Source organism: Burkholderia sp. CpTa8-5 (assembly GCF_017815045.1).
Lineage (GTDB): Bacteria > Pseudomonadota > Gammaproteobacteria > Burkholderiales > Burkholderiaceae > Burkholderia > Burkholderia sola.
This window is the reverse complement of sequence record NZ_JAGIQD010000002.1, coordinates 129,210-149,325: the sequence shown is the minus strand read 5'-3', so window position 1 is coordinate 149,325 and position 20,116 is coordinate 129,210. Positions and strand designations below refer to the sequence as shown.

Sequence of the window (20,116 nt, the reverse complement as noted above, 5' to 3'; positions counted from 1 at the left end):
GCATTATTTGCCGGCAGCAAGGCGCCGCAGGATTTCCGGACGCTCGGCGCTCAGCACGTGGTCCGCACCCTCGCCCCTGTCGTAGCGTTTGCTCGTGCGGTAGGAAAAGCGCTTCGCGTATTGATTGGCGGCGGGATCGAACATCCACGCGTCGACGTCGAAGAAGTGCTGACCGAAATGATCCTCGTCCTTGCCCCACACGTAATCGGCCCGGACGAACAGCGGATACGGCGACACCTCCGGCAAGTTCCACATCGCGCGGTCGGCCATTTCCGTTTCGGTAACGATCGGCATCAGGTTCTCGATCTTGCCAGTCGCGCCGATCCGCAGCACGGCCACGCGCTCCAGCATCCCGCTGCCGCCACCCGAGAACATCCCCGAGAAGAATACCCACGAGCCGCCCGATGCAATCGGCAACCGCTCGGACCGTGGATTCAGGCCGAACTGGTACAGCTCCTTCGAGGAATGAGGAAGCGGCGCCGGCGGCATCTCGAAGCACGGCGCACGGTCGGGCAGCACGCAGAGCTTCACGCCGGAAAGCGGCAGCCCGTCGCCGTCGAGCTTGCCTTCCGTCTGAGTGAAGCGCGGGAATGCCGTTTCGCGGGGCGCGGCTTGAACGCAGGCGATGCCGACGAGCGCCATGCTTGCGATCGCCGCGAGCGTTTTACCGATCCAGCGCATCACCCCTCCGCCCGATGACACACCGCCTCGATATTGTGTCCATCCGGCCCGATGACGAACGCCGCGTAGTAGTTCGCGTGATAATGCGGCCGCAGCCCGGGCGCGCCATTGTCTTTCCCGCCGGCCTCCAGCGCCGCGCGATGGAATGCATCGACTTGCTGCCGCGTGTCGGCCGCGAACGCGATGTGGAGAGGCGCCGGCTTCTCGTCGGTCGGGAACAGACACAGCGAAGACTTGCTGGGCAGACCGATCTCGATCCCGTACGACGGGTCGCTTTCCCCGACAATTTCGGCGCCCAGCGGTTCGAGTGCCTTCAGGAAAAACGCCTTGCTGGCGGCGTAGTCGCTGACGCCGAATTTGACGTGGTCAAACATGAGCTCCCTCCGATGGATCGATCAGTCATCACGGTGGTGTGATGTAGCGATGGCCGCAATGTTGCCACATGCGGCGGTGGTCCGTTACCGGCTCCAAAGGACCCTGAGCGGCGCTTCGCATCGTTCGCGCCAATGACCCTTGTTCACCATGAACCGGTCCTCCGATGTTGAGCCGCCGCAGTCTCCCGTTGGTATTGGGGCAGCGCTTGCTCTTCACGAAGACCAACAGCCGAATGACCAGGAGGAGATCTCGACTGCCGATATGCTTGCTCAACGTGTACACCCCGGCTACGGCGCAAACGAAGCGGATCTTACTGTTCGTGAGCGCTTGTGGCTTGCCTCCATACGCCTTCCAGCATCGCGGGCACCCATTGCCCGGCCGGACAGTGACTCGCGGTGTCGGCAGGAAAAATCATCGATTCGCCATCACTCGTCTGCCGAGCCTTCAGTTCGCCGACGTCATGTATCGCCCACCCGCATCCAGATCCCATAGCACGGATTTCGCTTAGCGGATCCCCGCCGCGCCGGCATCCATGAGTTGCACGTTCTGCCCCGAACGGTCTAGCCGCTGAGTGCGCAGCGTGTCTTCCAGTCGACGTATCTGCTGCGACAGCGCGGACTGCGAAACGTGCAGTGCCTCGGCGGCGCACGTGAAATTGCCGTGTTCCGGGACGGCCGGGAAGTAACGGATACCACGCAACAGCACGGCGAATTTCTTCGCGCCCGACAACAATTGGTCTTTCCTATGGTTAGCATCACAAACCCGTCTTGGACACTATGACGGAACGGGGCCATTCTCTGTTCAACGCATCGCACTGACCGACGCGGCGACGAACGCCAGACTGAATGGAGCTGACCATGCAAGAGATCATCGACGGTTTTCTGAAATTTCAACGGGACATCATGCCCGCTCGCAGGGAGTTGTTCCGCAAGCTGGCCACCAGCCAGACGCCGCGCACTCTGTTCATTTCCTGTTCCGATAGCCGCATGGTTCCCGAACTGGTCACGCAGCGCGAACCGGGGGATCTGTTCGTAATCCGCAACGCCGGCAACATCGTGCCTTCGTTCGGTCCCGAGCCGGGCGGTGTGTCGGCTACCGTCGAATACGCAGTGGCCGCGCTCGGCGTGACGGATGTGGTGATATGCGGCCACTCGGACTGCGGCGCGATGACGGCCGTCGCGACGTGCAAGTGCCTCGACCACATGCCCGCCGTCGCGAACTGGCTGCGCTACGCCGACTCGGCGAAGCTCGTCAACGAGGCGCGTGAACATGCGAGCGAGCGCGAGCGCGTCGATTCGATGGTGCGCGAGAACGTCATCGCACAGCTCGACAACCTCAAGACCCATCCCTCCGTTGCACTGGGACTCGCGCAAGGCCGCCTCAATTTGCACGGATGGGTCTACGACATCGAATCCGGCTCGATCGAAGCGCTCGACGCCGCGACTCGCCAGTTCGTGCCGCTCGCCGCGCATCCCGATGTCACCGCGACGCCCGCCGAGTGCGCGGCTGCGCTCTGATTCCCGGCTCGTCACACCGACTGCCGATCTCACCAGGTTGATTTACTCAAGGAGCAACATCATGACCCAATCGCAAGTCACACCGAACGCACGCGAAGCTTTGACGGAAACGATCGTCGACGCGAAGGTGCGCAAGAACCTCACGTTCGAAGCCATCAACGAAGGCACGGGCCTGAGCCTCGCATACACGACAGCCGCGCTGCTCGGTCAGCATGCGCTGCCGGAGAATGCGGCGAAGCTCGTCGCCGAACGCCTCGGGCTCGACGACGACGCTGTTCGCCTGCTGCAAACCATTCCCGTGCGGGGCAGCATTCCGGGGGGCGTGCCGACCGATCCGACCGTCTACCGCTTCTATGAAATGGTGCAGGTGTACGGCTCGACGTTGAAGGCGCTGGTTCACGAGAAATTCGGCGACGGCATCATCAGCGCGATCAACTTCAAACTCGATATCCAGAAGGTTCCGGACCCGGAAGGCGGCGAGCGTGCCGTCATCACGCTCAACGGCAAGTATCTGCCGACCAAGCCGTTCTGAACCCATGATGCAAAGACGAAAATTCTTACTGAGCACCGGTGCCGCGCTCGCTTCGGGCGGCCTTGCCCTCTCGGGTTGCACGATGACGGGGCCGCGCTCCACGTCGAGCACCAACAACGCGCTGTCCCCCACAAGGAGTTCCGAAATGACTTCACCCGCAGCAGTTCGTCCGCCGCTTCCGCCGTTCACGCTGGAGACGGCCATCGAGAAAGTCCGTCTCGCAGAAGACGGCTGGAATTCGCGCGATGCCGCCAAGGTCGCGCTCGCCTATTCGCTCGACACGAAATGGCGCAATCGCGCGGAGTTCGCGAACAACCGAGCGGAAGCGCAGGCGTTCCTCGAGCGCAAGTGGAAGAAGGAGCACGAGTATCGTCTGATCAAGGAACTGTGGGCGTTCGGCGGCAATCGCATTGCCGTGCGCTACGCCTACGAATGGCACGACGACTCGGGCAACTGGTTCCGTTCCTACGGCAACGAGAACTGGGAGTTCGGCGAGGATGGCCTGATGCAACGCCGCTATGCGTGCATCAACGATATGCCGATCAAGGAATCCGCGCGCAAGTATCACTGGCCCCTGGGCCGTCGGCCGGACGATCATCCGGGACTGAGCGAGTTGGGGCTTTGAAGCCCGAATCGTTACAGCCGCGGTGAGCGATCAGCGCCCGACGATTCGGTAGCGAAGAACGACGGATTGTTGGGCGTGCGCCGGCGGGCCGTCAGGATGCGGCAACTTGAACGTCGTTGAATTATTCGTGACGTTCGTCGCTCCTCCTGCGGATTCGCTGAACCGGCCCGTGAGCACGCTCGCGCTGAGTGAAATTGTCGTGGTTCGTAGATCTTCCCAATGATGTTCGAGCGCTGATCGTGTCTGTTTATTCTGCCTGCCATCGACCTCCCGCTCTCTATCGGGCTCGCGCGCGCGCCTTCGACCGTTCCTTCGCTCGGCGGCGAAACGCCGGGCGATGGGTTGCCCGCATCTTACGCGCGACTGCACGACAGTGACGGGCGCCGGTGAACAATTGTCCATCATGGTCGATGGCCAACGGCATCATGTGCATGGTGTTGTGGTAAAGCCTTCCGCGTGGCCATGAACAGCACGCCGGTCGACGTCACGACGCACATGTTATGCACGCTTCGGTGCGCTACCGATGAGGCACCGCGGGCTTCATCTGCAAGGTTCAGTGTCGTGACGTCACCGTGATTTTGGGTGTGACCGCCAAGAACGCGCTGAGCAATGCCCCGTTGGCCGGTCGATCAACGTCTGTTCGCCCTTCCAGCGACCGAATGGGCGTAATGGGCGTAATGGGCGTGCCAGCCCGACCGATTGCAACCAGCCTGAAGCGGTCGTCCACGGAAAAACACCCACCCGCCACTTCTGGCCGGACGCTGCGTCAATCGTCCGTGCTGCAAACTCGATATATCGCGCGGACTTGCCGATTTCAGCCGCCCCCTTCAGCAGCATTCCACACGACCTTGGAAGTTCGATGCCATGCTGCTATCGTCGAGCATTCCTGGCTGACTTCGGAGTGGCCGAACCATGCCCCTGATCTTGCGTCGCGCGACGATGGCCGATGCCGCGGCGGTGGCCGACGTCTATCTTCGGTCGCGCGACACGCTGGCATCCTATGCGCCACTCGCGCACGCCGAAGCGGCCGTCCGCGATTGGGTTGCCAACATGCTTGTTCCGTCGGGCAACGTTACCGTTGCCGTGAACGATGGCCACATCATCGGCATGGCCGCACACGCTGTCACCGACGGCGTGACCTGGCTCGAGCAACTGTACGTGTGCCCTGAATTCAAACGGCAAGGGATCGGCACTGCCCTGCTGGAATCGGTGAAGTCGCAAACGGACGGCACACTCCAGCTCCATACGTTCCAAATGAACCACGATGCTGCTGCGTTTTACGAGCAGCACGGGTTCGTTGCCATTGTGTACAGCGACGGAAGCAGAAACGAGGAGGGTTGTCCCGATGTTTTGTACCGCTTGACGCGGTAGCGCGGTCATCCGTTCGCTCGCCTCATCCGCCCGTTATCGACCGATGCACGGGCAGCTCAGGCCAGCATCGCAAACACCGGCTGGTTCCTGACGCTCTCACGCGCCAGCATTCTCGCGTACCAGGCTCGAAGCGCTTCGCATTCCTCAGGCACCGGCAGCTTCACGAGCATCGCAAAGATCAAACCACCGATGACGGTGATGTCGGCCATCGAGAACGTTTCGCCCGCAACATACGGTTGCCGTTGCAGCATGGCATCGAAGTAGCGCATGCCCCTCAACGCCTTGTCGCGTTGACGGAATCCCCACTCCGGATTTTGATACGTCTCCACGTCGGGCCCCAGCCCCGGCGTGCCGTGATGGAAATAGACGCTGATCGCGTCGAGCAGTTCCAACTCGGCGCGCTTGCTCATCATGTGGATGATGCCCTTTTCGCGTGGCGTGCTGCCGGTGAGCACGGGTACGCCATCGAGCGTGTCGAGGTACTCCGTAATGGCCGTGCACTCGGCAATGCAGGTGCCATCATCGAGTTCAAGCACCGGCAACGTACCCGAATAATTCTTGCCGGCGATGAACTCGGGCTTTTTATGCTCGCCCTTGTAAAGATCGACCATCACGAACTGGACGCGCGATTGCAGCCCCTTTTCGGCCAGCGCGATGCGCACGCGTGTCGGATAGGGCCCTGTCGGGAAATCGTGGATCTTCATCATGGGCAGTTGGGCTGTGTCGAAATCGACATTGCTGGAAGTCATTGCAGGGGCGCTCCGTAGTCGGTTGCACTGGATCGGACGACGCGGAAACATGTCGCCGACGAAACTACCTAACGTTTGTTAGGTTAACCATATAAGGTACAATCCGGAGTGTCAACACCCATTTCCCGCGCGCGGAGACTGAAGCAGTGACGAACGACGCGAGCTCGAACTCGAGAGAAAGAATTCTGGCAGCCGCCACGAGGCTCGCGCAGACGCACGGCTACGGCGGCTTGAATTACCGGGATCTCGCCAACGAGGTGGGCATCAAGGCCGCGAGCATCTACCACCACTTCGACAGCAAGGCCGATCTCGGCGCTGCGGTAGCGAGGCGTTATTGGGGGGATGCAGCGGCGGCGCTGGACGACATGCTGGCCGGATCGCGCGATCCGCTGGACTGCCTGCGTCGCTATCCGGATACCTTCCGCAAGGCGCTCGAGACCGGCAACCGCCTGTGCCTGTGCAGCTTCATGGCCGCCGAAACCGACGATCTGCCGGAAGTCGTGATGAAAGAAGTGCTGGCCTTCGCCGACGTGAACGTGGCGTGGCTCAGCAAGGTGCTGTCCGCGGCGGCGGTGGTCAGCGCCCGGGAGAGCAAACAGCGGGCGCGGGCAATCTTCGCCGCCATCGCCGGCGCTCAGCTCATCGCGCGGAGTCGCGCCGATCTCTCCCTCTATGACGCGCTGATCGACAATTATCGTAAAGCAGGCCTTTTGCCGGCGTAGCAGGGTAACGGTCACGCGGCTTCAGATGATGTCGAACGTTCGCGAACGCATGATGTCCGATCGTGTGACCCCGACTGACGTGGAATTCGTCGCCGATGTTTGCTGCCGGACCGCCGCGATCAACAGCAGGCCGAATTGACAGGCTTTTCGTAAAGAGACCAGACAATACCGTCCGTTTTCAATCCAACGCGGACAAAGCCCAGGGACTCGTAGTAAGCGCAGAGCTTCGTGTTTTCAGCGCCGCAGTCGAGCCGAAGCAAACGCCGGTTCAAGCGGCTCACCTCATGAGCGCACCAGTCCAGCACGAAGCTGCCGAGCCCGAGCCCGTTGAAACCTTGCCGCACACAGAGGCCGTGCACGTAGCCTGCAATCGGCGCTTGGGCCCCCCAGTGCCTGTCGTCGTCGAAGTCGAGCGAAAACGTTCCGACCAGCGCGCCATCCTGTTCGACGACGTACACGGCCTTCCCGGCGACGTGGTTTCGCACCCACCGTTCGGAAAAGCCGTCGCCTTCCTTGCCCCACACGTAGTCGCCGTGCGCGACCTTCTTGGCATGTGCATCGTTCCGGATCTGTGTCAGCACCGGGACATCGTCTGCCGTCGCTCTGCGGACGCTTTTCGACACCATCGTTCGTTTCCCCGTTATATCCGAGCTACCATCCCGGCGCACCACGTAACCAACCTGACGCTAGCCGCGCGCACGGCACTCATGCTGTCTTTATCCAGCGCTGCGCTAACCGTGGCTCACTTGCTTGAGCCACGCGTTCAATTGACGCGTACGATCGCGTGTTCTGTCGATTTCGCAAGTCAGTAGATCAAGATTACGATCCGCGCCTGCCTCGTTTATCAGATACCAAGCGGAACATTCGTCATCGAGAAAACGGATCCATTGCCGCTGAGAGGCGACAAATTTCACCTTGAGTGCAGGGTAGTCGACGTACTCGTCACGCGGCCGAGACAGCGACTTCAATACCTTTTGGTAAGTGCGGTTCAATTCGTCGTCTGCTTGCTGAAATTCATCTTGACTACGCTGCAGCAAGCACTCGGGAGCTACGCTATCCGGTGCGCAGCTCTGCGCTTGCGCAGCGGTGAACCACGACAATGTCAGCGCCATGGCGGCGCCCAGCGCCGCGCGAGGAAGGCTGAACGCCGATGCGCGGATATGCATTCTTGCTCCCATTCCCGTTTTCCCATTCATATGGCGATCGGAACAATTCACGCGCCGATCGCGTTCGACAAAATCTCCGTCGGAAACCCACGCTCTACGGATGAAAAGTCTCGCCCCGCTTCAGCATGTCGATGAATTCGGCGATTTTCCGTGCTCGTGTTTCCGGCTTCTTGGCATTCTGTATCCGAAACAGGATCGCATAGCGATTACGGCCGTTCAGCGTTGCGAAAAACTTCCAAGCTTTCGGATTGGCATCCAACGCCGCCTGCAAGTCGTCCGGCACGATCGAGTTGCCGGCCGACGCATAGGCAGCCGCCCAGCGGCCGTCCTTCCTCGCCTTCTCGATTTCGCCCATGCCGGCTGGGCGCATCCTGCCTGCGGCGATCAACGCTTCGGCCTTGTCCTTGTTGAGTTTGGACCAGATGCTTTTCGCCGAGCGCGGGGTGAAGCGCTGTAACCAGTATTGCTCGCTCTCGGCCTTCTTTTGGCCATCGATCCAGCCATGACAAAGGGCACTCTCCAACGCCTCTTGGTAGGTGACGGTTTGCTGCCCAGTACCTTTTTTCGCGAGCCGCAGCCATGCTCCGGTCGACGTGCCGCCGTTCTGCCCCAACCAGCTTTCCCATTCGGCTTGACTGGCAAACGTCAGAGCGCCTTCGGTCATGTCACGATCCTGAATGGTTGCGTTTTCAACGACTCGAAAGCCGCCGCTCAACGAACGAGCGGCAGCCACCGGAGCCCCCGATTCCGCAAAACCGCCTCAAACAATCCGGTTCAACGCATCGGCAAACCGCTTCGCCGCGCCGTCGACATCATGCAGCTTGTCGAGCCCGAACAACCCGAGCCGGAACGTCTTGAAATCCTCCGGCTCGTCGCATTGCAACGGCACACCCGCCGCGATCTGCAAACCGACATCGGCAAACTTCTTCCCGGTGCGAATACCGTCATCGTCGGTGTAGCTCACGACGACACCCGGCGCCTCGAACCCTTTCGCGGCCACGCTCCTGACCCCCTTCTCCGTCAGCAGCGCGCGAATGCGCTCGCCAAGTTCGAGTTGTTCCGCCTTCACCTTGTCGAAGCCGTATGCATCGGTTTCCTTCATCACGTCGCGCAGCGTCGCGAGGCTGTCGGTGGGCATCGTCGCGTGATACGCGAACCCGCCGCCCTCGTACGCTTCCATGATCTGCAGCCACTTGCGCAGATCGCACGCGAAGCTGGTGCTGGTCGTCGAATCGATGCGCTCGCGCGCGAGCGGGCTGAACATCACCATCGCGCAACACGGCGACGCACTCCAGCCCTTTTGCGGCGCACTGATCAGGATATCGACGCCGCTCGCCTGCATGTCGACCCACACGGTGCCCGACGCGATGCAATCCAGCACGAACATCCCGCCGACCGCATGCACGGCATCGGCCACCGCGCGCAGGTACGCATCGGGCAACATGATCCCGGACGCGGTTTCGACGTGCGGCGCGAACACGAGATCGGGTTTGTTGGCGTGGATCGCGGCGACCACTTCGTCGATCGGCGCCGGCGCATAGGCGGCCTGCCTGCCCGCTTCGACCGGGCGCGCCTTCAGCACCGTGGTCTCTGACGGAATGCTGCCCATGTCGAAAATCTGCGACCAGCGGAAGCTGAACCAGCCGTTGCGGATCACGAGGCACTTCTTGTTCGTCGCGAACTGTCGCGCCACGGCTTCCATGCCGAACGTCCCGCTGCCCGGCACGATCGCGACCGACTTCGCGTTGTAGACTTTCTTCAGCGTGGCGGAGATGTCGCGCATGACGCCCTGGAAGCGCTGCGACATATGGTTGACCGAGCGATCGGTGTACACCACCGAATATTCGAGGAGCCCCTCGCGGTCAACATCGGGAAGTAAACCTGGCATGCTCGCCTCCGGTGAAAGATGAACGATGGAATCAGGACAAGCAGCGTCTTCGATTCGATACTGCTCTGCACCATGCAAATACGTCATTTCCTCGACGAAAGCCGATTCTAGCGAACGCCGCCGGCCGATTGGCGCATATTTTTGCCCGCTCCCGGGCTCGGTATGCGCCGACGCCGGTCCGTGCCGCGCACATCGCCCTGTTCCGTGTAAGGGTTAACGACGCGCACGGCAACAGCCGCCTAACATGTCGACCAGCCCCCTCACGACGGAATTCACGATGACCTCCTCTCCCGCATCGTCACTGCAGTCGTCAACCGATCCCGCGCTCGCCGAGCGCATCGACGCGGTCCTGTCCCGCCAGCTCGATACGCAGCGCCTCGTCGGCGCGGTCGTCCTCGTCGCTCGCGACGGCGAACTCGTCTATCGCCGCGCGGCCGGGCTCGCGGACCGCGAATCGCGTACGCCGATGCGCGAGGACACGCAGTTCCGGCTCGCGTCGGTCACGAAGCCGATCGTCTCGGCGGCCGCGATGGCGCTCGTCGCGCAACGCAAGCTGTCGCTCGATGAAGACATCACGCGCTGGCTGCCGGAATTCCGTCCGGTGCTGCCCGACGGCCGCGTGCCGACGATCACGGTGCGCCAGTTGCTCGTGCATACCGCCGGCCTTGACTATCGCTTCAACGAAACCGACGCGAACGGTCCCTATGCGCGTGCGGGCGTGTCCGACGGGCTCGACGGCGCATCGATCACGCTCGCCGAAAACCTGCGCCGGATCGCGAGCGTGCCGCTGCTGTTCGCGCCTGGCACCAATTGGAACTATTCGCTGTCGATCGACGTCATCGGCGCGCTGATCGAGGCTGTGTGCGGCGTGCCGCTCGCCGACGCGATCGATGCGCTCGTGCTGCGCCCGCTCGGCGCACGCGACACCGGCTTCGTCGCACGCGATCCCGCGCGGCTCGCCACGCCGTACGTCAACGACACGCCGCAGCCGCACCGGCTCGCGGAAAACGAGACGGTGCCCATCGAGGAGGGCTTCGTCGGCGTCACGTACTCGCCGTCGCGCGCGCTGAATGCACAGGCGTTCCCGTCGGGCGGCGCCGGAATGGTCGGCACCGCCGGCGACGTGCTGACGGTGCTGGACACGCTGCGCGCGGGCGGCGGCGCGATCCTGCCGGCCGAACTGATCGACGAGATGGGACGCGTGCAGACCGGCGATTTCGAATTGCCGGACCTGCCGGGCGCGGGCTTCGGGATCGGCTTCTCGGTGCTGCGCGACCCGCAGGCGGCCGCGTCGCCGGAATCCGTCGGCACGTGGCGCTGGGGCGGCGTTTACGGTCATTCGTGGTTCGTCGATCGCGCGCGCGGACTCACCGTCGTGTCGCTGACGAACACGCTCTACGAAGGGATGAACGGGCAGTACACGCTCGATCTGCGCGATGCCGTCTACGGCGTCGGCTAACGCGTGCACACGAAAAAAGGCCCGACAGCGTCGGGCCAACGGGTTTGAGACACAAGGAGAATCCCGCCCACCCCATACCGGGCGGTTACGCCGCACTACACTACACGACGTTCTTTTCGACGATCGGCCGGTTTTCGAGCACACGCGCCCAACCGAGCGACGACAGGTCGAGCGTGTCGTAACGCCCGCCCAGAATGAGTTCACTGACGCCCCGCCCGGTCGCCGGCCCTTGCTGTAGCCCGTGGCCGCTGTAGCCGTTCGCGAACACGACGTTGTCGAGCTCGGGGTGGTAGCCGATGATCGCGTTGTGATCGAACACGTTGTACTCGTAGTAACCGGACCAGCAATTCTCGACGCGCAGCGCCTCGAATTCCGGCACGCGGTGCGCGAGCGTCGGCCAGATCACGTCGTCGAACAGCGCGTGGTCGACCTCGTCGAGCGGCAGGTCGTCCGGGTCGCGATCGGGGCTCGGCGACGTCCCGCAGATATACGTACGCCCTTCGGGCCGGAAATACACGCCGGTCGGATCGATCAGCAGCGGGCAATCGGCGAACTTCGCCGGCGACGATACGTTGAAGATGCTGCGCCGTCGCGCATACACCGGAATATCGATGCCCATCATCGACGACAGCGTGCGCGTCCAGGCACCGGCCGCGTTGACGAGCGTGTCGCACGCGTAGCGCTCGCCGTCGCCCGTCACGACATGCGTGATCCTGCGGCCGTCGCGCACCACGTCCTTCACGTCGGCCGGCACGTAGCGCGCGCCGAGCGCCTGCGCCTTCTTGCGCAGCGCCTGCACGAGCCCGTAGCCGTCGAACCAGCCTTCACCGCTCACGCCATACGCGCCCGACACGAGATCGTCGACGTTCAGCCACGGAAACTTCGCACGCAGCGCATCGCGATCCATCAGCCGGATATCGGCGCCGAGGCGCGTCTGCAGCGCATGGTTCTCGCGCAGCGTCGCGTCGCCGGCCGGCGTCGCGAGAAACAGGTAGCCGCCTTCGTGCAGATCGATCGACGGCCGATTGCCGTCCACTTCGAGCCGCTCGCCGATCGTGCGCAGGAAGTCGATGCCGAACAGCGACATCTCGATCGACAGCGGCGTCGAGAACTGCTGGCGAATCGACGCGGCAGACAATGCCGACGACGATTTGGCATAGGTGGGGTCGCGTTCGATGACGGTCACGGCGACCGTGGGATCGGTGGCGCGCAGGAAATAAGCGATCGAGCTGCCGATCACACCACCGCCGACGATGACGACTTGAGAACTCACGACTGACTCCGGTTGCACGTAAAAGGCTCAGGGCCTGTGGGTGATTCATGCCGCGTCGCACGCGGCGTCGCGCGGGCAGGCTTCGTGGACGATCGCTGCGGCTATTTCAGCACGTCCTGCATCGCCGCGAAAGCCCGCCCGCGCGGGTTGCCTTCAGTCCGCCGATTTGGTCGTGACGGGCTGCCACGCGGCGTTCTTCACTTCGTACAGCGTCGAGCTCGGGTTCTTCAGGTCGCCCGTGCTCGTGAACGCGATCGTGCCGGTGATGCCGTCGTAGCGCGTGCCCTTGAGCGCGCCATTGAAATCGGCCGGCTTCGTCGAGTTCGCCTTCTGCATCGCGTTGATCGCGATCCACGTCGCGTCGTACGCGAACGGCGCATACGCGAGCATGTCGACGCCGTACTTCTGCTTGAATTTCGTCTCGAACAGCTTGCCTTTCGCGAGACGCGACAGCGGCTGCCCGTACTCCCACACCGATGCGCCTTCGGCCGCATTGCCGGCGAGCTTGATGAAGTTCGCATTCATCACGCCGCCGCCCGCGAGGAACTGCGCGCGGATGCCGAGCTGGCGCATGCGCTTCACGAGCATCGCGGCCTGTGCGTCGAGGCCGCCGAAGAACACGAGATCGGCGTTGGCGCTCTTGATCTTCGTGAGCTGCGCGCTGAAGTCGACGGCCTTGTCGTTCGTGAATTCGCGTGCGACGATCGTGCCGCCGTTCGCCTTCGCGGCCTTCTCGAATTCGTCGGCTTCGCCCTGGCCGAACGCGGTGCGATCGTCGATGATCGCGATGCGTTTCGCCTTCGTCACGCTCGCGGCATACGTCCCGGCATTCCCGGCGTTCTGCGTGTCGGTCGCGATCACGCGGTACACGGTATCGAGCCCGGCGCGCGTGATGTCGGGATTGGTCGCCGACGGCGTGATCATCGGAATGCCGGCCTTCGCGTAGATCTTCGACGCGGGCAGCGTCGTGCCCGAATTGAAGTGGCCGATCACGACGGCCACCTGCGCGTCGGCGAGCTGCTGCGCGGCCTGCACGCCGGTGCGCGGATCGCTCTGGTCGTCCTGCGACGCGATCACGAACTTCACCGGCTTGCCGCCGACGGTCGTGTGCGCGGCATTCGCTTCGTCCACCGCCATGCGCACGCCGTTCTCGATGTCCTTGCCGTACGCGGCGCCGCCGCCCGTCAGCGGGCCGGCCACGCCGACCTTGACGATCGTCTCCTGCGCATGGGCCGCGCCCGTCTGAAACGCGAGAAGCACGGCGGTCAGTGCGACGCCGGAAAGCGAACGAATGCGGAACGTCATGGCAGTCCTTCTTGTGAGAGTCGGGATGCAACGCGCGATCGGCGCGCGTCGGCAACCTCCTGCGCGCCGATGATGTCTTGCGCTGCCGACGCGCAATGCGCGCGACCGGTGCGCCGATCACCGCGATTCCGTCTCCGAAGAACCTTTCATCGCGAAAGAGGTGAATGGATTGTGGGTAGCCAATACCCGTGCAGCAAACGAAATATCGGAACTACGTTGTGAGGATTTGTCATCAAGTTCCGGATTCATGGCCGATCCGCGGCCCGTACGACGGCGGGCCGTGGACGGAGGTGTTCCGAGGGGAAATGGCGGTCGCGTCGCCGGGTAAAGGCCGGCGCGGTCATGCCGGCAACGCATCATCGTGGCGACGCCGTCCGGCCTTCGCGACGCCGACAGCCGGCGCCGCATCATCGGTCAGTGCCGGTCGGTGCCCGTGTGGTGGCGCACCGCATCGGCCGCCTCGCCGGCCTTCTCCTGAAGCTTGCCGGCCTGCTGTTCGGCGATGCCTTCCGCCTCGGTCTCGCGGTCGCCCGTCACCTTGCCCAGTGCTTCCTTGACCGAACCCTTGACCTGTTTGAGCTTGCCTTCGATGCGATTCCTGTCCATGGTCTTCTCCTGCGATGGTTGAGGAAAGCCGGCAATGCAGCGGCCTGCGCGGCACCGCCGAGCGGACAGGATCGCAAGCGGGCGCCGCGCGCGGCAGATGCGGATGCACCAGTGCGCATGGTGCATTCGCACCGAACGCCGTCAGTCCTTGTTCGCGCCGCCCTTGTCGCCACGCGCGCCGTTCGTTTCGGCCGCGGCCGCGCCGACGATCCCCCGCTCGCGCGCCCAGACGATCGCCTCGGCGCGGCTGTGCACGTCGAGCTTCGCGTAGATCGTCGCGACGTGATTGCGCACGGTGTTCGGCGCCAGCCCGAGACGACCGGCGATCTCCTTGTCGGCGAGGCCATGGCACAGCAGGTCGAACACGTCGCGCTCGCGCGCGGTCAGGTCGGACAACTGCGCGCCCGCATCCGGCGCATTCGCGCGCCGCACGTTCGCGAGCTTCTCGATCAGCGTGCGGCTGAACCACGACGCATCCTGCATCGCGGTCTCGATCGCATAGACGAGCTCCATCTCGGTGCGCTTGCGATCGCTGATGTCGAGCAGCGCGACGAGCAAACAGTCGCGCCCGTGAATCGCGACGGGGTCGGCCGACACGACGCAATCGCGGACATCGCCGTCGCGCGTGCGGATCTGCACGTCCGCGTTGCGCACGTTGCCGTCGCGCACGAGCCGGCCTTCGATGCGCGGCCATACGCCGCGTTCGGCCCACAGCCCGATCTCGTCCGCGGATTTGCCGAGCAGGTCGGGCTGCGCGTGGCCTGTCATCGCGGCAAACGCGTCGTTCACGTCGAGCAGCTCGAAACCGTCAGCCGTGACGATCGCCATCGCGACCGGCGCCATCCGGAAGGCGGTCGCGAAGCGTTCCTCGCTTTGCATCAGCGCGCGCTCGGCCTGCTTGCGCGGCTCGAGATCCATGAACGTGAACAGCATGCACGCCTCGCCGTTCATGTCGATCGGCTGCCCGGCGACGACCACCGCCTTGGTGCTGCCGTCGGCCAGTTTCAGCACGGCTTCCATCTGCGGGATCGTCGCGCCTTCGCCGAGACGCTCGATCGCCAGCTCGCGCCGCTCGGCCTGTTCGAGCACGTCGACCTCGTATACCGAGCGGCCGAGCACGTCGTCGCGTGCGTGGCCCGTCATGTCGAGGAAGCCCTGGTTGACCTTCACGTAGCGCAGGTCGTCGAGCCGGCAGATCACGGCCGGCGCCGGATTCGCGTTGAAAGTGCGCTCGAAGCGCTCCTCGGCACTCGCCCATTCGGTCGCGTCGTGCAGCACGAGCGCGAGGCAGTCGGGTGCGCCGGCCGCGTTCGTCAGCACGAGGCTGCGGATGCGGTGCACCCAGCTCACCGATTCGTCGGCGGCCGATTCGACTTCGACCGTCACGTCGCTGAACTCCTCGCCGGCGATCACGCGATCCATCGGATAGTGGCCGTCGCGCACCGGATGGTTGTTCCGGTAGCGCAGCCGGAACCGCTCGCGGTATTCGGTGACGTTCGCGCCGAGCGCCTTGAGCTCGGTCACGCCATGCATCGCGAGCGCGGCCTCGTTCGCCCAGACGATCCGCTGGTCGGGCTCGATCAGGATCACGCCCTCGGTGAGTCCCGCGATGATCTGGTGCAGCTGGCGCCGGTCGGTATGCGACTTGAGCACCTGTTCGTCTACTGGTTCGTTCATCGATTCGTTGTCCCTGTCGTCAAACATGAGCGTCAACAGTGCGGCCGGGCGCCCGTTGCAGCGTCACGCGCCGGCCGGCGGGTGCGGCGATGATCACGTGCGGCGCAACGGCGCGACAGGCGCGGATGCACTATCTCGAATAGTACATTCGCACGCCGCCCGCGTTTCGTGCGGCGCCCCGCCCAATGGCGCAGCGCAGCCCGCGCGCCCGTCACGCAGCATTGCCCAGGTCATGGTGCACGTCGCGTGCCCGCCCGTCCGTTCCGTCCCCAGTGCAAACGCACTAGCCGATCAGGTGAATTTGCGCGATGTCCGCTCGCGTTCGCGTCGGTACGCTGGTACTGCATCGGCGCTCAGGCGCCGCCCTTTCATACCGCAGAGGAGGACACCGGATGAAATTGCAACAGACACCCGATCCGACGCGGCCCGAGCCGGCCCCGGATCACCCGCCCGAACCGGCGCCCGGCACCGATCCGCCGGTGCCGCTGCCGCCCGACGTGCCGCGCCCGGACATGCCGCCGCGCGAGCCCGGCTACGACACGCCGATCGCCCGCTAACGCGCCGAAGTGCACGGGAACGATCCGTGCTCCCGCAGCAACTGATTCAACCCGCCAATCGAAGGAGAACATCAATGAACAAGACCTCGCACCTTTCGACGCTGCTCGCCGTCAGCGCGGCTTTCCTGCTTTCCGCTGCCCCGCTCACGAACGCGCACGCCCAAGCCTCGTCGACCGACAGCGGCATGGCGACCGAATCGAACCAGCCTGTCACCGACACATGGATCACGACCAAGGTGAAGGGTGAACTCGCCACCACCAAGGGCGTGGAAAGCACTGACGTCAGCGTGAAGACGGTCGACGGCGTCGTCACGCTCACGGGCGTGCTGCCGACCAAGACCGCCGTGAAGAAGGCCGTCGCCGTGACGCGCGCGGTCAAGGGCGTGAAGCACGTCGACGCATCCGGCCTGAAGGCGAAGGGCTGAGCTACCACGCGGCGGCCGACCGCCGCACTTTTCTCCCCGTACACAAGGAGCACACCATGAACGAAGACAAGATCAAGGGTCAGTGGAAACAGCTCACCGGCAAGCTGAAGGCCAAGTGGGGCAAGCTGACCGACGACGATCTCCAGGTCGCGGAAGGCAATCGCGATTATCTGGCCGGGAAGATCCAGGAGCGTTACGGGATCGCCCGCGACGAAGCCGAGAGGCAGTTGAAGGAATTCGACCGCGAGCTGTAACGCGCCAGTCGTCTCACCCCGCCGCGACGCGCACCGCGTCGCGGCCACGCGGAGGACAACGACATGGGCAAATATCTGATCGCATGGCTGCTCGGTGTACCGATCGGGCTGCTGGTGCTGTTTTATCTGGTCACGCACCTCTTCTGATGCACGTGACGCCCCGTCGACGAAAACGGGCCGACGGCTGACACCAGCCGCCGGCCCGTCTGCTTTCGCATGCTGTATGCGATGCGTCGCGCTTACTTCGCCGCGTTTGCCGTCATCTTGAAGATGCCTTGCGCGTTGCCCGCGTCGAAGCGCAGGTCGGTCACCCAGCGACGCGCCGCCTGGTCGAACGTGCGCTTGCGCGTGATGAACTCGTAGAACGATCCCGGCACGTTGCGCTTGACCGTGCCGCCGTCGCGGGTACGGAACTCGCGCTCGACCGTATCCGCGCGATAGGCCGTCTGGAACACGCGGCCCGAGCGCGAGCGTTCGACTTCCGGCTTCATCGGCCGGCCCTTCGCCTTCTCGTCGTCGGACAGCTTGAACACGTCGGCGACGCGGTCGGTCGCGTGATTGAACGCATTGCCCTCGGTCGCGATCCACGCCATTTCCGCCGATTCCATCAGCAGCGTCTCGTAGTCGAGTTCGTTCGGCACGTCGTGCTGACGCGCGAACGCGCCGACGATCTCCGGCAGCAGCGCATGCGCGGCTTCCAGCGACAGCCAGCCTTCGCGCTCGACTTCCCACAGCAGCGCGACGGCCGCCGGCGACAGCGGATCGCGCGACGAGCCGACGACGTTCGTCACGGCCTGCTGGAATTCCTTCGAGAAGCGCTCCGGGTGCAGTTCGCTGACGAAGAACTGGGCGATTTCGTCCGGCGCGTCTTCATGCGCATACGCGCGGCCGGTCATGCCGAGCTTGTCGAGCGGGTAACGGCCGTTCAGGCGGAAGCCGAGCGGACGCAGGATGCGCGTGAACGCGGCCTCGCCCGGCGGCAGCGCGCCCGTGTGCGGCCAGCGCACCGTGCGCAGCGCGCCGTGGTCGAAATAGACCGAGCCGCCGCTTTCGACCGCGTCGGCCGTGTACGCGCGGCCGTTCGCCGAACGCTCGAGCAGCCCTTCGAACAGCGCCATATTCATCGCCTGCGCGATTTCCGCGCGCGTCACGACGCCGTCTTCCCATTCTTCGAGGATGGCCGGCATGTTCAGGGTCGAGAACAGGGCGTCGGTCTTCGCCTGTCCCAGCAGCTTCGTCAGCAGGCTGTCGATATTCGGATTGCGCATCGGGATTCTCGTGTCGGGGACCGCCGGCAAACGTGCCGGCAACTCGTCGGCCGGCCGCCCCACGAGCGCCTGACCTTGCGTGGGGAGCATTATTCAAAGGGTTGCAGCGGGGCGTAAAGCGAGATTAAATTGAGACGTGATGAGTTTTTGGAATTATCAGCCGTTTTTCGCTCGTCTCTCTCCCGTCCGGAGTGGCCCTTTTTATCAGATGAATCGAGCATCATGCGCAAATTCAAGATCCCCAACATGGGCGCGCTGGTGGCGTTCGAAGCCGCCGCCCGCCACGAGAGCTTCACGCACGCGGCCAAGGAGCTGTTCCTGACCGAAAGCGCGGTGTCGCGGCAGATCGCGACGCTGGAGGCGAGCCTCGGCGTGCGGCTGTTCGCGCGCGTGAAGCAGCGCGTCGTGCTGACGCGCGCCGGCAAGCTGTACGGCACGCAGGTGCGGCGCGCGCTGGAAGCGCTCGACCGCGACACGCTGTCGATCATCGCTCACGGCAGCGGCGGCGGTTACCTGGAACTCGCGGTGCTGCCGACCTTCGCGTCGCACTGGCTGATTCCGCGCATCAAGAGCTTCTACGACCGCACGCCGGACGTGCGCGTGAACATGGGCAGCCGCACCGACCTGTTCTCGTTCGAGGACACGCACTTCGAAGCCGCGATCCACTACGGCAAGCCGACCTGGCCCGGCACGTCGTCCGACTACCTGTTCGGCGAGGAAGTCGTGCCGATCTGCGCGCCCGCGCTGCTGAACGGGCCGGTCGAGCGTGTCGAGGATCTGCTCGCGTATCCGCTGCTGCACTCGACGACGCGCCCGGGCGCGTGGGCGCAGTGGTTCGAGACGCACGGCGTCGAGGACATCCGCACGATGCAGGGCGTGCGCTACGAACTGCATACGATGCTGATCAGCGCGGCCGCGGCCGGGCTCGGCGTCGCGCTCGTGCCGAAGTTCTTCGTCGAGGAACAGTTGCAGCAGCTCGGCCTCGTCGTGCCGTGCGATGCGGCAACCGTCGGCGATTCGGCGTACTACCTCGTGTATCCGACCGAGTTCAGCCACAGCAAGCCGCTGGAATCGTTCCGCAGTTGGCTGCTCGAACAGGCGAGCGCGTATGCGGCGCCGGAGCGCGATGCGCACGACGCCGATGCGGAAGATGAGGAAGACGACGAGGACGTCGAGTAACGGCGGCGTCGCACCGGCGTCATCGCGCGGCGGCTGCGCATGCGTGTCGCGACGGCACGTCGGCCGCCACGACCTTCACCAGCCGCGCACGATCGGGCGTTTCCAGCCCGGGACACGCCGTCTCCAGATCGCGGATCACGAGCGTCGCACGCCCGTCGAACCGGCATACGCCGCGGGGTTGCACGGCCGGTAGCCGTAGCCCGCGTCTCGCCTCGTGCTGGTTCGTGAAAACGATCACGCCCGCGCGTTGCGAGCGGGCGGGCAAGCGTCGCGCCGATGCGTCGTCCTCTTCGAACCACACGTCCGACCCGATCGATTCGTCGCCGTAGTCGAGCGCGTAACGCCCCGACAGCGTGATCGTCCGGTCGATCTGCATCGCATGGCAAGCCGGCTCGGCATCCGCCGGGATCGTCTGCGCCCCGGCCGCGAGCGGGCCGCACGCCAGCAAAGATAAAAACAGCGCGCGGGCGCGGCCGGTCATGCTCGA

Annotated in this window: 23 protein-coding genes and 1 pseudogene; 10 read left to right on the top strand and 14 right to left on the bottom strand. The window is 64.2% G+C overall.

Annotated features, from left to right (window positions below):
* Positions 1 to 3 precede the first annotated feature (3 nt).
* The 3 genes and pseudogenes from J8I35_RS04090 to J8I35_RS04080 form a co-directional block, all read right to left on the bottom strand.
* A complete protein-coding gene (locus J8I35_RS04090; RefSeq protein ID WP_209924572.1) occupies positions 4 to 681 on the bottom strand; it encodes a hypothetical protein in 678 nt (225 codons plus the stop codon).
* Positions 681 to 1,055: a VOC family protein gene (locus tag J8I35_RS04085; protein WP_209924571.1), complete on the bottom strand. Its 375-nt coding sequence runs from the start codon at positions 1,053 to 1,055 to the stop codon at positions 681 to 683. The genes J8I35_RS04090 and J8I35_RS04085 overlap by 1 nt, the downstream gene beginning before the upstream one ends.
* 446 nt (positions 1,056 to 1,501) lie before the next feature.
* Positions 1,502 to 1,761 (bottom strand): annotated as a pseudogene (locus J8I35_RS04080) (LysR family transcriptional regulator); the annotation flags it as partial.
* A 152-nt stretch (positions 1,762 to 1,913) separates the two neighbouring features.
* Between J8I35_RS04080 and J8I35_RS04075 the strand changes: the two are divergent.
* The 4 genes from J8I35_RS04075 to J8I35_RS04060 all read left to right on the top strand — a co-directional run bounded on the left by J8I35_RS04075 (position 1,914) and on the right by J8I35_RS04060 (position 5,101).
* Positions 1,914 to 2,573, top strand: coding sequence for a carbonic anhydrase (locus tag J8I35_RS04075; protein ID WP_209924570.1), 660 nt, complete (start codon positions 1,914 to 1,916; stop codon positions 2,571 to 2,573).
* Between the two features lie 61 nt (positions 2,574 to 2,634).
* Complete coding sequence (gene cynS / locus J8I35_RS04070; protein WP_124657387.1) at positions 2,635 to 3,105, top strand: cyanase; 471 nt, start codon at positions 2,635 to 2,637, stop codon at positions 3,103 to 3,105.
* Positions 3,106 to 3,250: 145 nt separating this feature from the next.
* On the top strand, positions 3,251 to 3,730 hold the full coding sequence (locus tag J8I35_RS04065) for a DUF1348 family protein (RefSeq protein ID WP_209924784.1): 480 nt from the start codon (positions 3,251 to 3,253) through the stop codon (positions 3,728 to 3,730).
* Between the two features lie 912 nt (positions 3,731 to 4,642).
* On the top strand, positions 4,643 to 5,101 hold the full coding sequence (locus J8I35_RS04060) for a GNAT family N-acetyltransferase (RefSeq protein ID WP_209924569.1): 459 nt from the start codon (positions 4,643 to 4,645) through the stop codon (positions 5,099 to 5,101).
* 56 nt (positions 5,102 to 5,157) lie between these two features.
* Here the strand turns inward: J8I35_RS04060 and J8I35_RS04055 are convergent, their stop codons facing one another.
* Positions 5,158 to 5,850, bottom strand: coding sequence for a glutathione S-transferase (locus tag J8I35_RS04055; protein ID WP_209924568.1), 693 nt, complete (start codon positions 5,848 to 5,850; stop codon positions 5,158 to 5,160).
* 146 nt (positions 5,851 to 5,996) lie between these two features.
* Here J8I35_RS04055 and J8I35_RS04050 point away from each other — a divergent pair, with 146 nt between their 5' ends.
* Positions 5,997 to 6,572, top strand: a complete 576-nt coding sequence (locus tag J8I35_RS04050) for a TetR/AcrR family transcriptional regulator (protein WP_209924567.1) — start codon at positions 5,997 to 5,999, stop codon at positions 6,570 to 6,572.
* 119 nt (positions 6,573 to 6,691) lie between these two features.
* On the opposite strand, the gene J8I35_RS04045 is transcribed toward J8I35_RS04050, so the two are convergent.
* The 4 genes from J8I35_RS04045 to J8I35_RS04030 form a co-directional block, all read right to left on the bottom strand.
* A complete protein-coding gene (locus J8I35_RS04045; RefSeq protein ID WP_348522249.1) occupies positions 6,692 to 7,153 on the bottom strand; it encodes a GNAT family N-acetyltransferase in 462 nt (153 codons plus the stop codon).
* Between the two features lie 150 nt (positions 7,154 to 7,303).
* The gene (locus J8I35_RS04040; RefSeq protein WP_245170093.1) at positions 7,304 to 7,738 is read right to left on the bottom strand and encodes a lysozyme inhibitor LprI family protein; all 435 of its coding nucleotides are present in this window, start codon (positions 7,736 to 7,738) and stop codon (positions 7,304 to 7,306) included.
* 94 nt (positions 7,739 to 7,832) lie between these two features.
* Positions 7,833 to 8,402 (bottom strand): YdeI/OmpD-associated family protein, encoded by a 570-nt coding sequence (locus J8I35_RS04035; protein WP_209924565.1) that lies wholly within the window; start codon positions 8,400 to 8,402, stop codon positions 7,833 to 7,835.
* Positions 8,403 to 8,498: 96 nt separating this feature from the next.
* Positions 8,499 to 9,626 (bottom strand): aminotransferase class V-fold PLP-dependent enzyme, encoded by a 1,128-nt coding sequence (locus tag J8I35_RS04030; protein ID WP_209924564.1) that lies wholly within the window; start codon positions 9,624 to 9,626, stop codon positions 8,499 to 8,501.
* A 277-nt stretch (positions 9,627 to 9,903) separates the two neighbouring features.
* On the opposite strand from J8I35_RS04030, the gene J8I35_RS04025 reads away from it, so the two are divergent.
* Positions 9,904 to 11,085 carry a serine hydrolase domain-containing protein gene (locus J8I35_RS04025; RefSeq protein WP_209924563.1) on the top strand — a complete coding sequence of 394 codons (1,182 nt, stop codon included), beginning with the start codon at positions 9,904 to 9,906 and terminating at the stop codon, positions 11,083 to 11,085.
* Between the two features lie 100 nt (positions 11,086 to 11,185).
* Here the strand turns inward: J8I35_RS04025 and J8I35_RS04020 are convergent, their stop codons facing one another.
* The 4 genes from J8I35_RS04020 to J8I35_RS04005 form a co-directional block, all read right to left on the bottom strand.
* Entirely contained in the window at positions 11,186 to 12,358 is a 1,173-nt protein-coding gene (locus J8I35_RS04020; RefSeq protein ID WP_209924562.1) for an FAD-binding oxidoreductase, read from the bottom strand.
* 153 nt (positions 12,359 to 12,511) lie between these two features.
* Complete coding sequence (locus J8I35_RS04015) at positions 12,512 to 13,663, bottom strand: branched-chain amino acid ABC transporter substrate-binding protein (protein ID WP_209924561.1); 1,152 nt, start codon at positions 13,661 to 13,663, stop codon at positions 12,512 to 12,514.
* A gap of 414 nt (positions 13,664 to 14,077) precedes the next feature.
* The gene (locus J8I35_RS04010; protein WP_209924560.1) at positions 14,078 to 14,269 is read right to left on the bottom strand and encodes a CsbD family protein; all 192 of its coding nucleotides are present in this window, start codon (positions 14,267 to 14,269) and stop codon (positions 14,078 to 14,080) included.
* A 141-nt stretch (positions 14,270 to 14,410) separates the two neighbouring features.
* Complete coding sequence (locus J8I35_RS04005) at positions 14,411 to 15,946, bottom strand: helix-turn-helix transcriptional regulator (protein WP_209924559.1); 1,536 nt, start codon at positions 15,944 to 15,946, stop codon at positions 14,411 to 14,413.
* A gap of 392 nt (positions 15,947 to 16,338) precedes the next feature.
* On the opposite strand from J8I35_RS04005, the gene J8I35_RS04000 reads away from it, so the two are divergent.
* The 3 genes from J8I35_RS04000 (at position 16,339) to J8I35_RS03990 (ending at position 17,182) form a co-directional block, all read left to right on the top strand.
* Positions 16,339 to 16,503, top strand: a complete 165-nt coding sequence (locus J8I35_RS04000; protein ID WP_162838130.1) for a hypothetical protein — start codon at positions 16,339 to 16,341, stop codon at positions 16,501 to 16,503.
* Positions 16,504 to 16,577: 74 nt separating this feature from the next.
* Positions 16,578 to 16,928, top strand: coding sequence for a BON domain-containing protein (locus J8I35_RS03995; protein WP_050017278.1), 351 nt, complete (start codon positions 16,578 to 16,580; stop codon positions 16,926 to 16,928).
* A 56-nt stretch (positions 16,929 to 16,984) separates the two neighbouring features.
* Positions 16,985 to 17,182 carry a CsbD family protein gene (locus J8I35_RS03990; RefSeq protein ID WP_050017279.1) on the top strand — a complete coding sequence of 66 codons (198 nt, stop codon included), beginning with the start codon at positions 16,985 to 16,987 and terminating at the stop codon, positions 17,180 to 17,182.
* 239 nt (positions 17,183 to 17,421) lie between these two features.
* On the opposite strand, the gene J8I35_RS03985 is transcribed toward J8I35_RS03990, so the two are convergent.
* Positions 17,422 to 18,450 carry a DUF1338 domain-containing protein gene (locus tag J8I35_RS03985; protein ID WP_050017280.1) on the bottom strand — a complete coding sequence of 343 codons (1,029 nt, stop codon included), beginning with the start codon at positions 18,448 to 18,450 and terminating at the stop codon, positions 17,422 to 17,424.
* 222 nt (positions 18,451 to 18,672) lie between these two features.
* Here J8I35_RS03985 and J8I35_RS03980 point away from each other — a divergent pair, with 222 nt between their 5' ends.
* The gene (locus J8I35_RS03980; protein WP_124594199.1) at positions 18,673 to 19,629 is read left to right on the top strand and encodes a LysR family transcriptional regulator; all 957 of its coding nucleotides are present in this window, start codon (positions 18,673 to 18,675) and stop codon (positions 19,627 to 19,629) included.
* 19 nt (positions 19,630 to 19,648) lie between these two features.
* On the opposite strand, the gene J8I35_RS03975 is transcribed toward J8I35_RS03980, so the two are convergent.
* The gene (locus J8I35_RS03975) at positions 19,649 to 20,110 is read right to left on the bottom strand and encodes a hypothetical protein (RefSeq protein ID WP_050017290.1); all 462 of its coding nucleotides are present in this window, start codon (positions 20,108 to 20,110) and stop codon (positions 19,649 to 19,651) included.
* Positions 20,111 to 20,116: the final 6 nt, after the last annotated feature.

What these genes read in the sequence shown, in the direction of transcription:
- J8I35_RS04090 (WP_209924572.1), bottom strand. Translation starts at nt 681, where the DNA reads ATGCGCTGGATCGGTAAAACGCTCGCGGCGATCGCAAGCATGGCGCTC.
- J8I35_RS04085 (WP_209924571.1), bottom strand. Translation starts at nt 1,055, where the DNA reads ATGTTTGACCACGTCAAATTCGGCGTCAGCGACTACGCCGCCAGCAAG.
- J8I35_RS04075 (WP_209924570.1), top strand. Translation starts at nt 1,914, where the DNA reads ATGCAAGAGATCATCGACGGTTTTCTGAAATTTCAACGGGACATCATG.
- cynS (WP_124657387.1), top strand. Translation starts at nt 2,635, where the DNA reads ATGACCCAATCGCAAGTCACACCGAACGCACGCGAAGCTTTGACGGAA.
- J8I35_RS04065 (WP_209924784.1), top strand. Translation starts at nt 3,251, where the DNA reads ATGACTTCACCCGCAGCAGTTCGTCCGCCGCTTCCGCCGTTCACGCTG.
- J8I35_RS04060 (WP_209924569.1), top strand. Translation starts at nt 4,643, where the DNA reads ATGCCCCTGATCTTGCGTCGCGCGACGATGGCCGATGCCGCGGCGGTG.
- J8I35_RS04055 (WP_209924568.1), bottom strand. Translation starts at nt 5,850, where the DNA reads ATGACTTCCAGCAATGTCGATTTCGACACAGCCCAACTGCCCATGATG.
- J8I35_RS04040 (WP_245170093.1), bottom strand. Translation starts at nt 7,738, where the DNA reads ATGCATATCCGCGCATCGGCGTTCAGCCTTCCTCGCGCGGCGCTGGGC.
- J8I35_RS04035 (WP_209924565.1), bottom strand. Translation starts at nt 8,402, where the DNA reads ATGACCGAAGGCGCTCTGACGTTTGCCAGTCAAGCCGAATGGGAAAGC.
- J8I35_RS04030 (WP_209924564.1), bottom strand. Translation starts at nt 9,626, where the DNA reads ATGCCAGGTTTACTTCCCGATGTTGACCGCGAGGGGCTCCTCGAATAT.
- J8I35_RS04025 (WP_209924563.1), top strand. Translation starts at nt 9,904, where the DNA reads ATGACCTCCTCTCCCGCATCGTCACTGCAGTCGTCAACCGATCCCGCG.
- J8I35_RS04015 (WP_209924561.1), bottom strand. Translation starts at nt 13,663, where the DNA reads ATGACGTTCCGCATTCGTTCGCTTTCCGGCGTCGCACTGACCGCCGTG.
- J8I35_RS04010 (WP_209924560.1), bottom strand. Translation starts at nt 14,269, where the DNA reads ATGGACAGGAATCGCATCGAAGGCAAGCTCAAACAGGTCAAGGGTTCG.
- J8I35_RS04005 (WP_209924559.1), bottom strand. Translation starts at nt 15,946, where the DNA reads ATGAACGAACCAGTAGACGAACAGGTGCTCAAGTCGCATACCGACCGG.
- J8I35_RS04000 (WP_162838130.1), top strand. Translation starts at nt 16,339, where the DNA reads ATGAAATTGCAACAGACACCCGATCCGACGCGGCCCGAGCCGGCCCCG.
- J8I35_RS03995 (WP_050017278.1), top strand. Translation starts at nt 16,578, where the DNA reads ATGAACAAGACCTCGCACCTTTCGACGCTGCTCGCCGTCAGCGCGGCT.
- J8I35_RS03990 (WP_050017279.1), top strand. Translation starts at nt 16,985, where the DNA reads ATGAACGAAGACAAGATCAAGGGTCAGTGGAAACAGCTCACCGGCAAG.
- J8I35_RS03985 (WP_050017280.1), bottom strand. Translation starts at nt 18,450, where the DNA reads ATGCGCAATCCGAATATCGACAGCCTGCTGACGAAGCTGCTGGGACAG.
- J8I35_RS03980 (WP_124594199.1), top strand. Translation starts at nt 18,673, where the DNA reads ATGCGCAAATTCAAGATCCCCAACATGGGCGCGCTGGTGGCGTTCGAA.
- J8I35_RS03975 (WP_050017290.1), bottom strand. Translation starts at nt 20,110, where the DNA reads ATGACCGGCCGCGCCCGCGCGCTGTTTTTATCTTTGCTGGCGTGCGGC.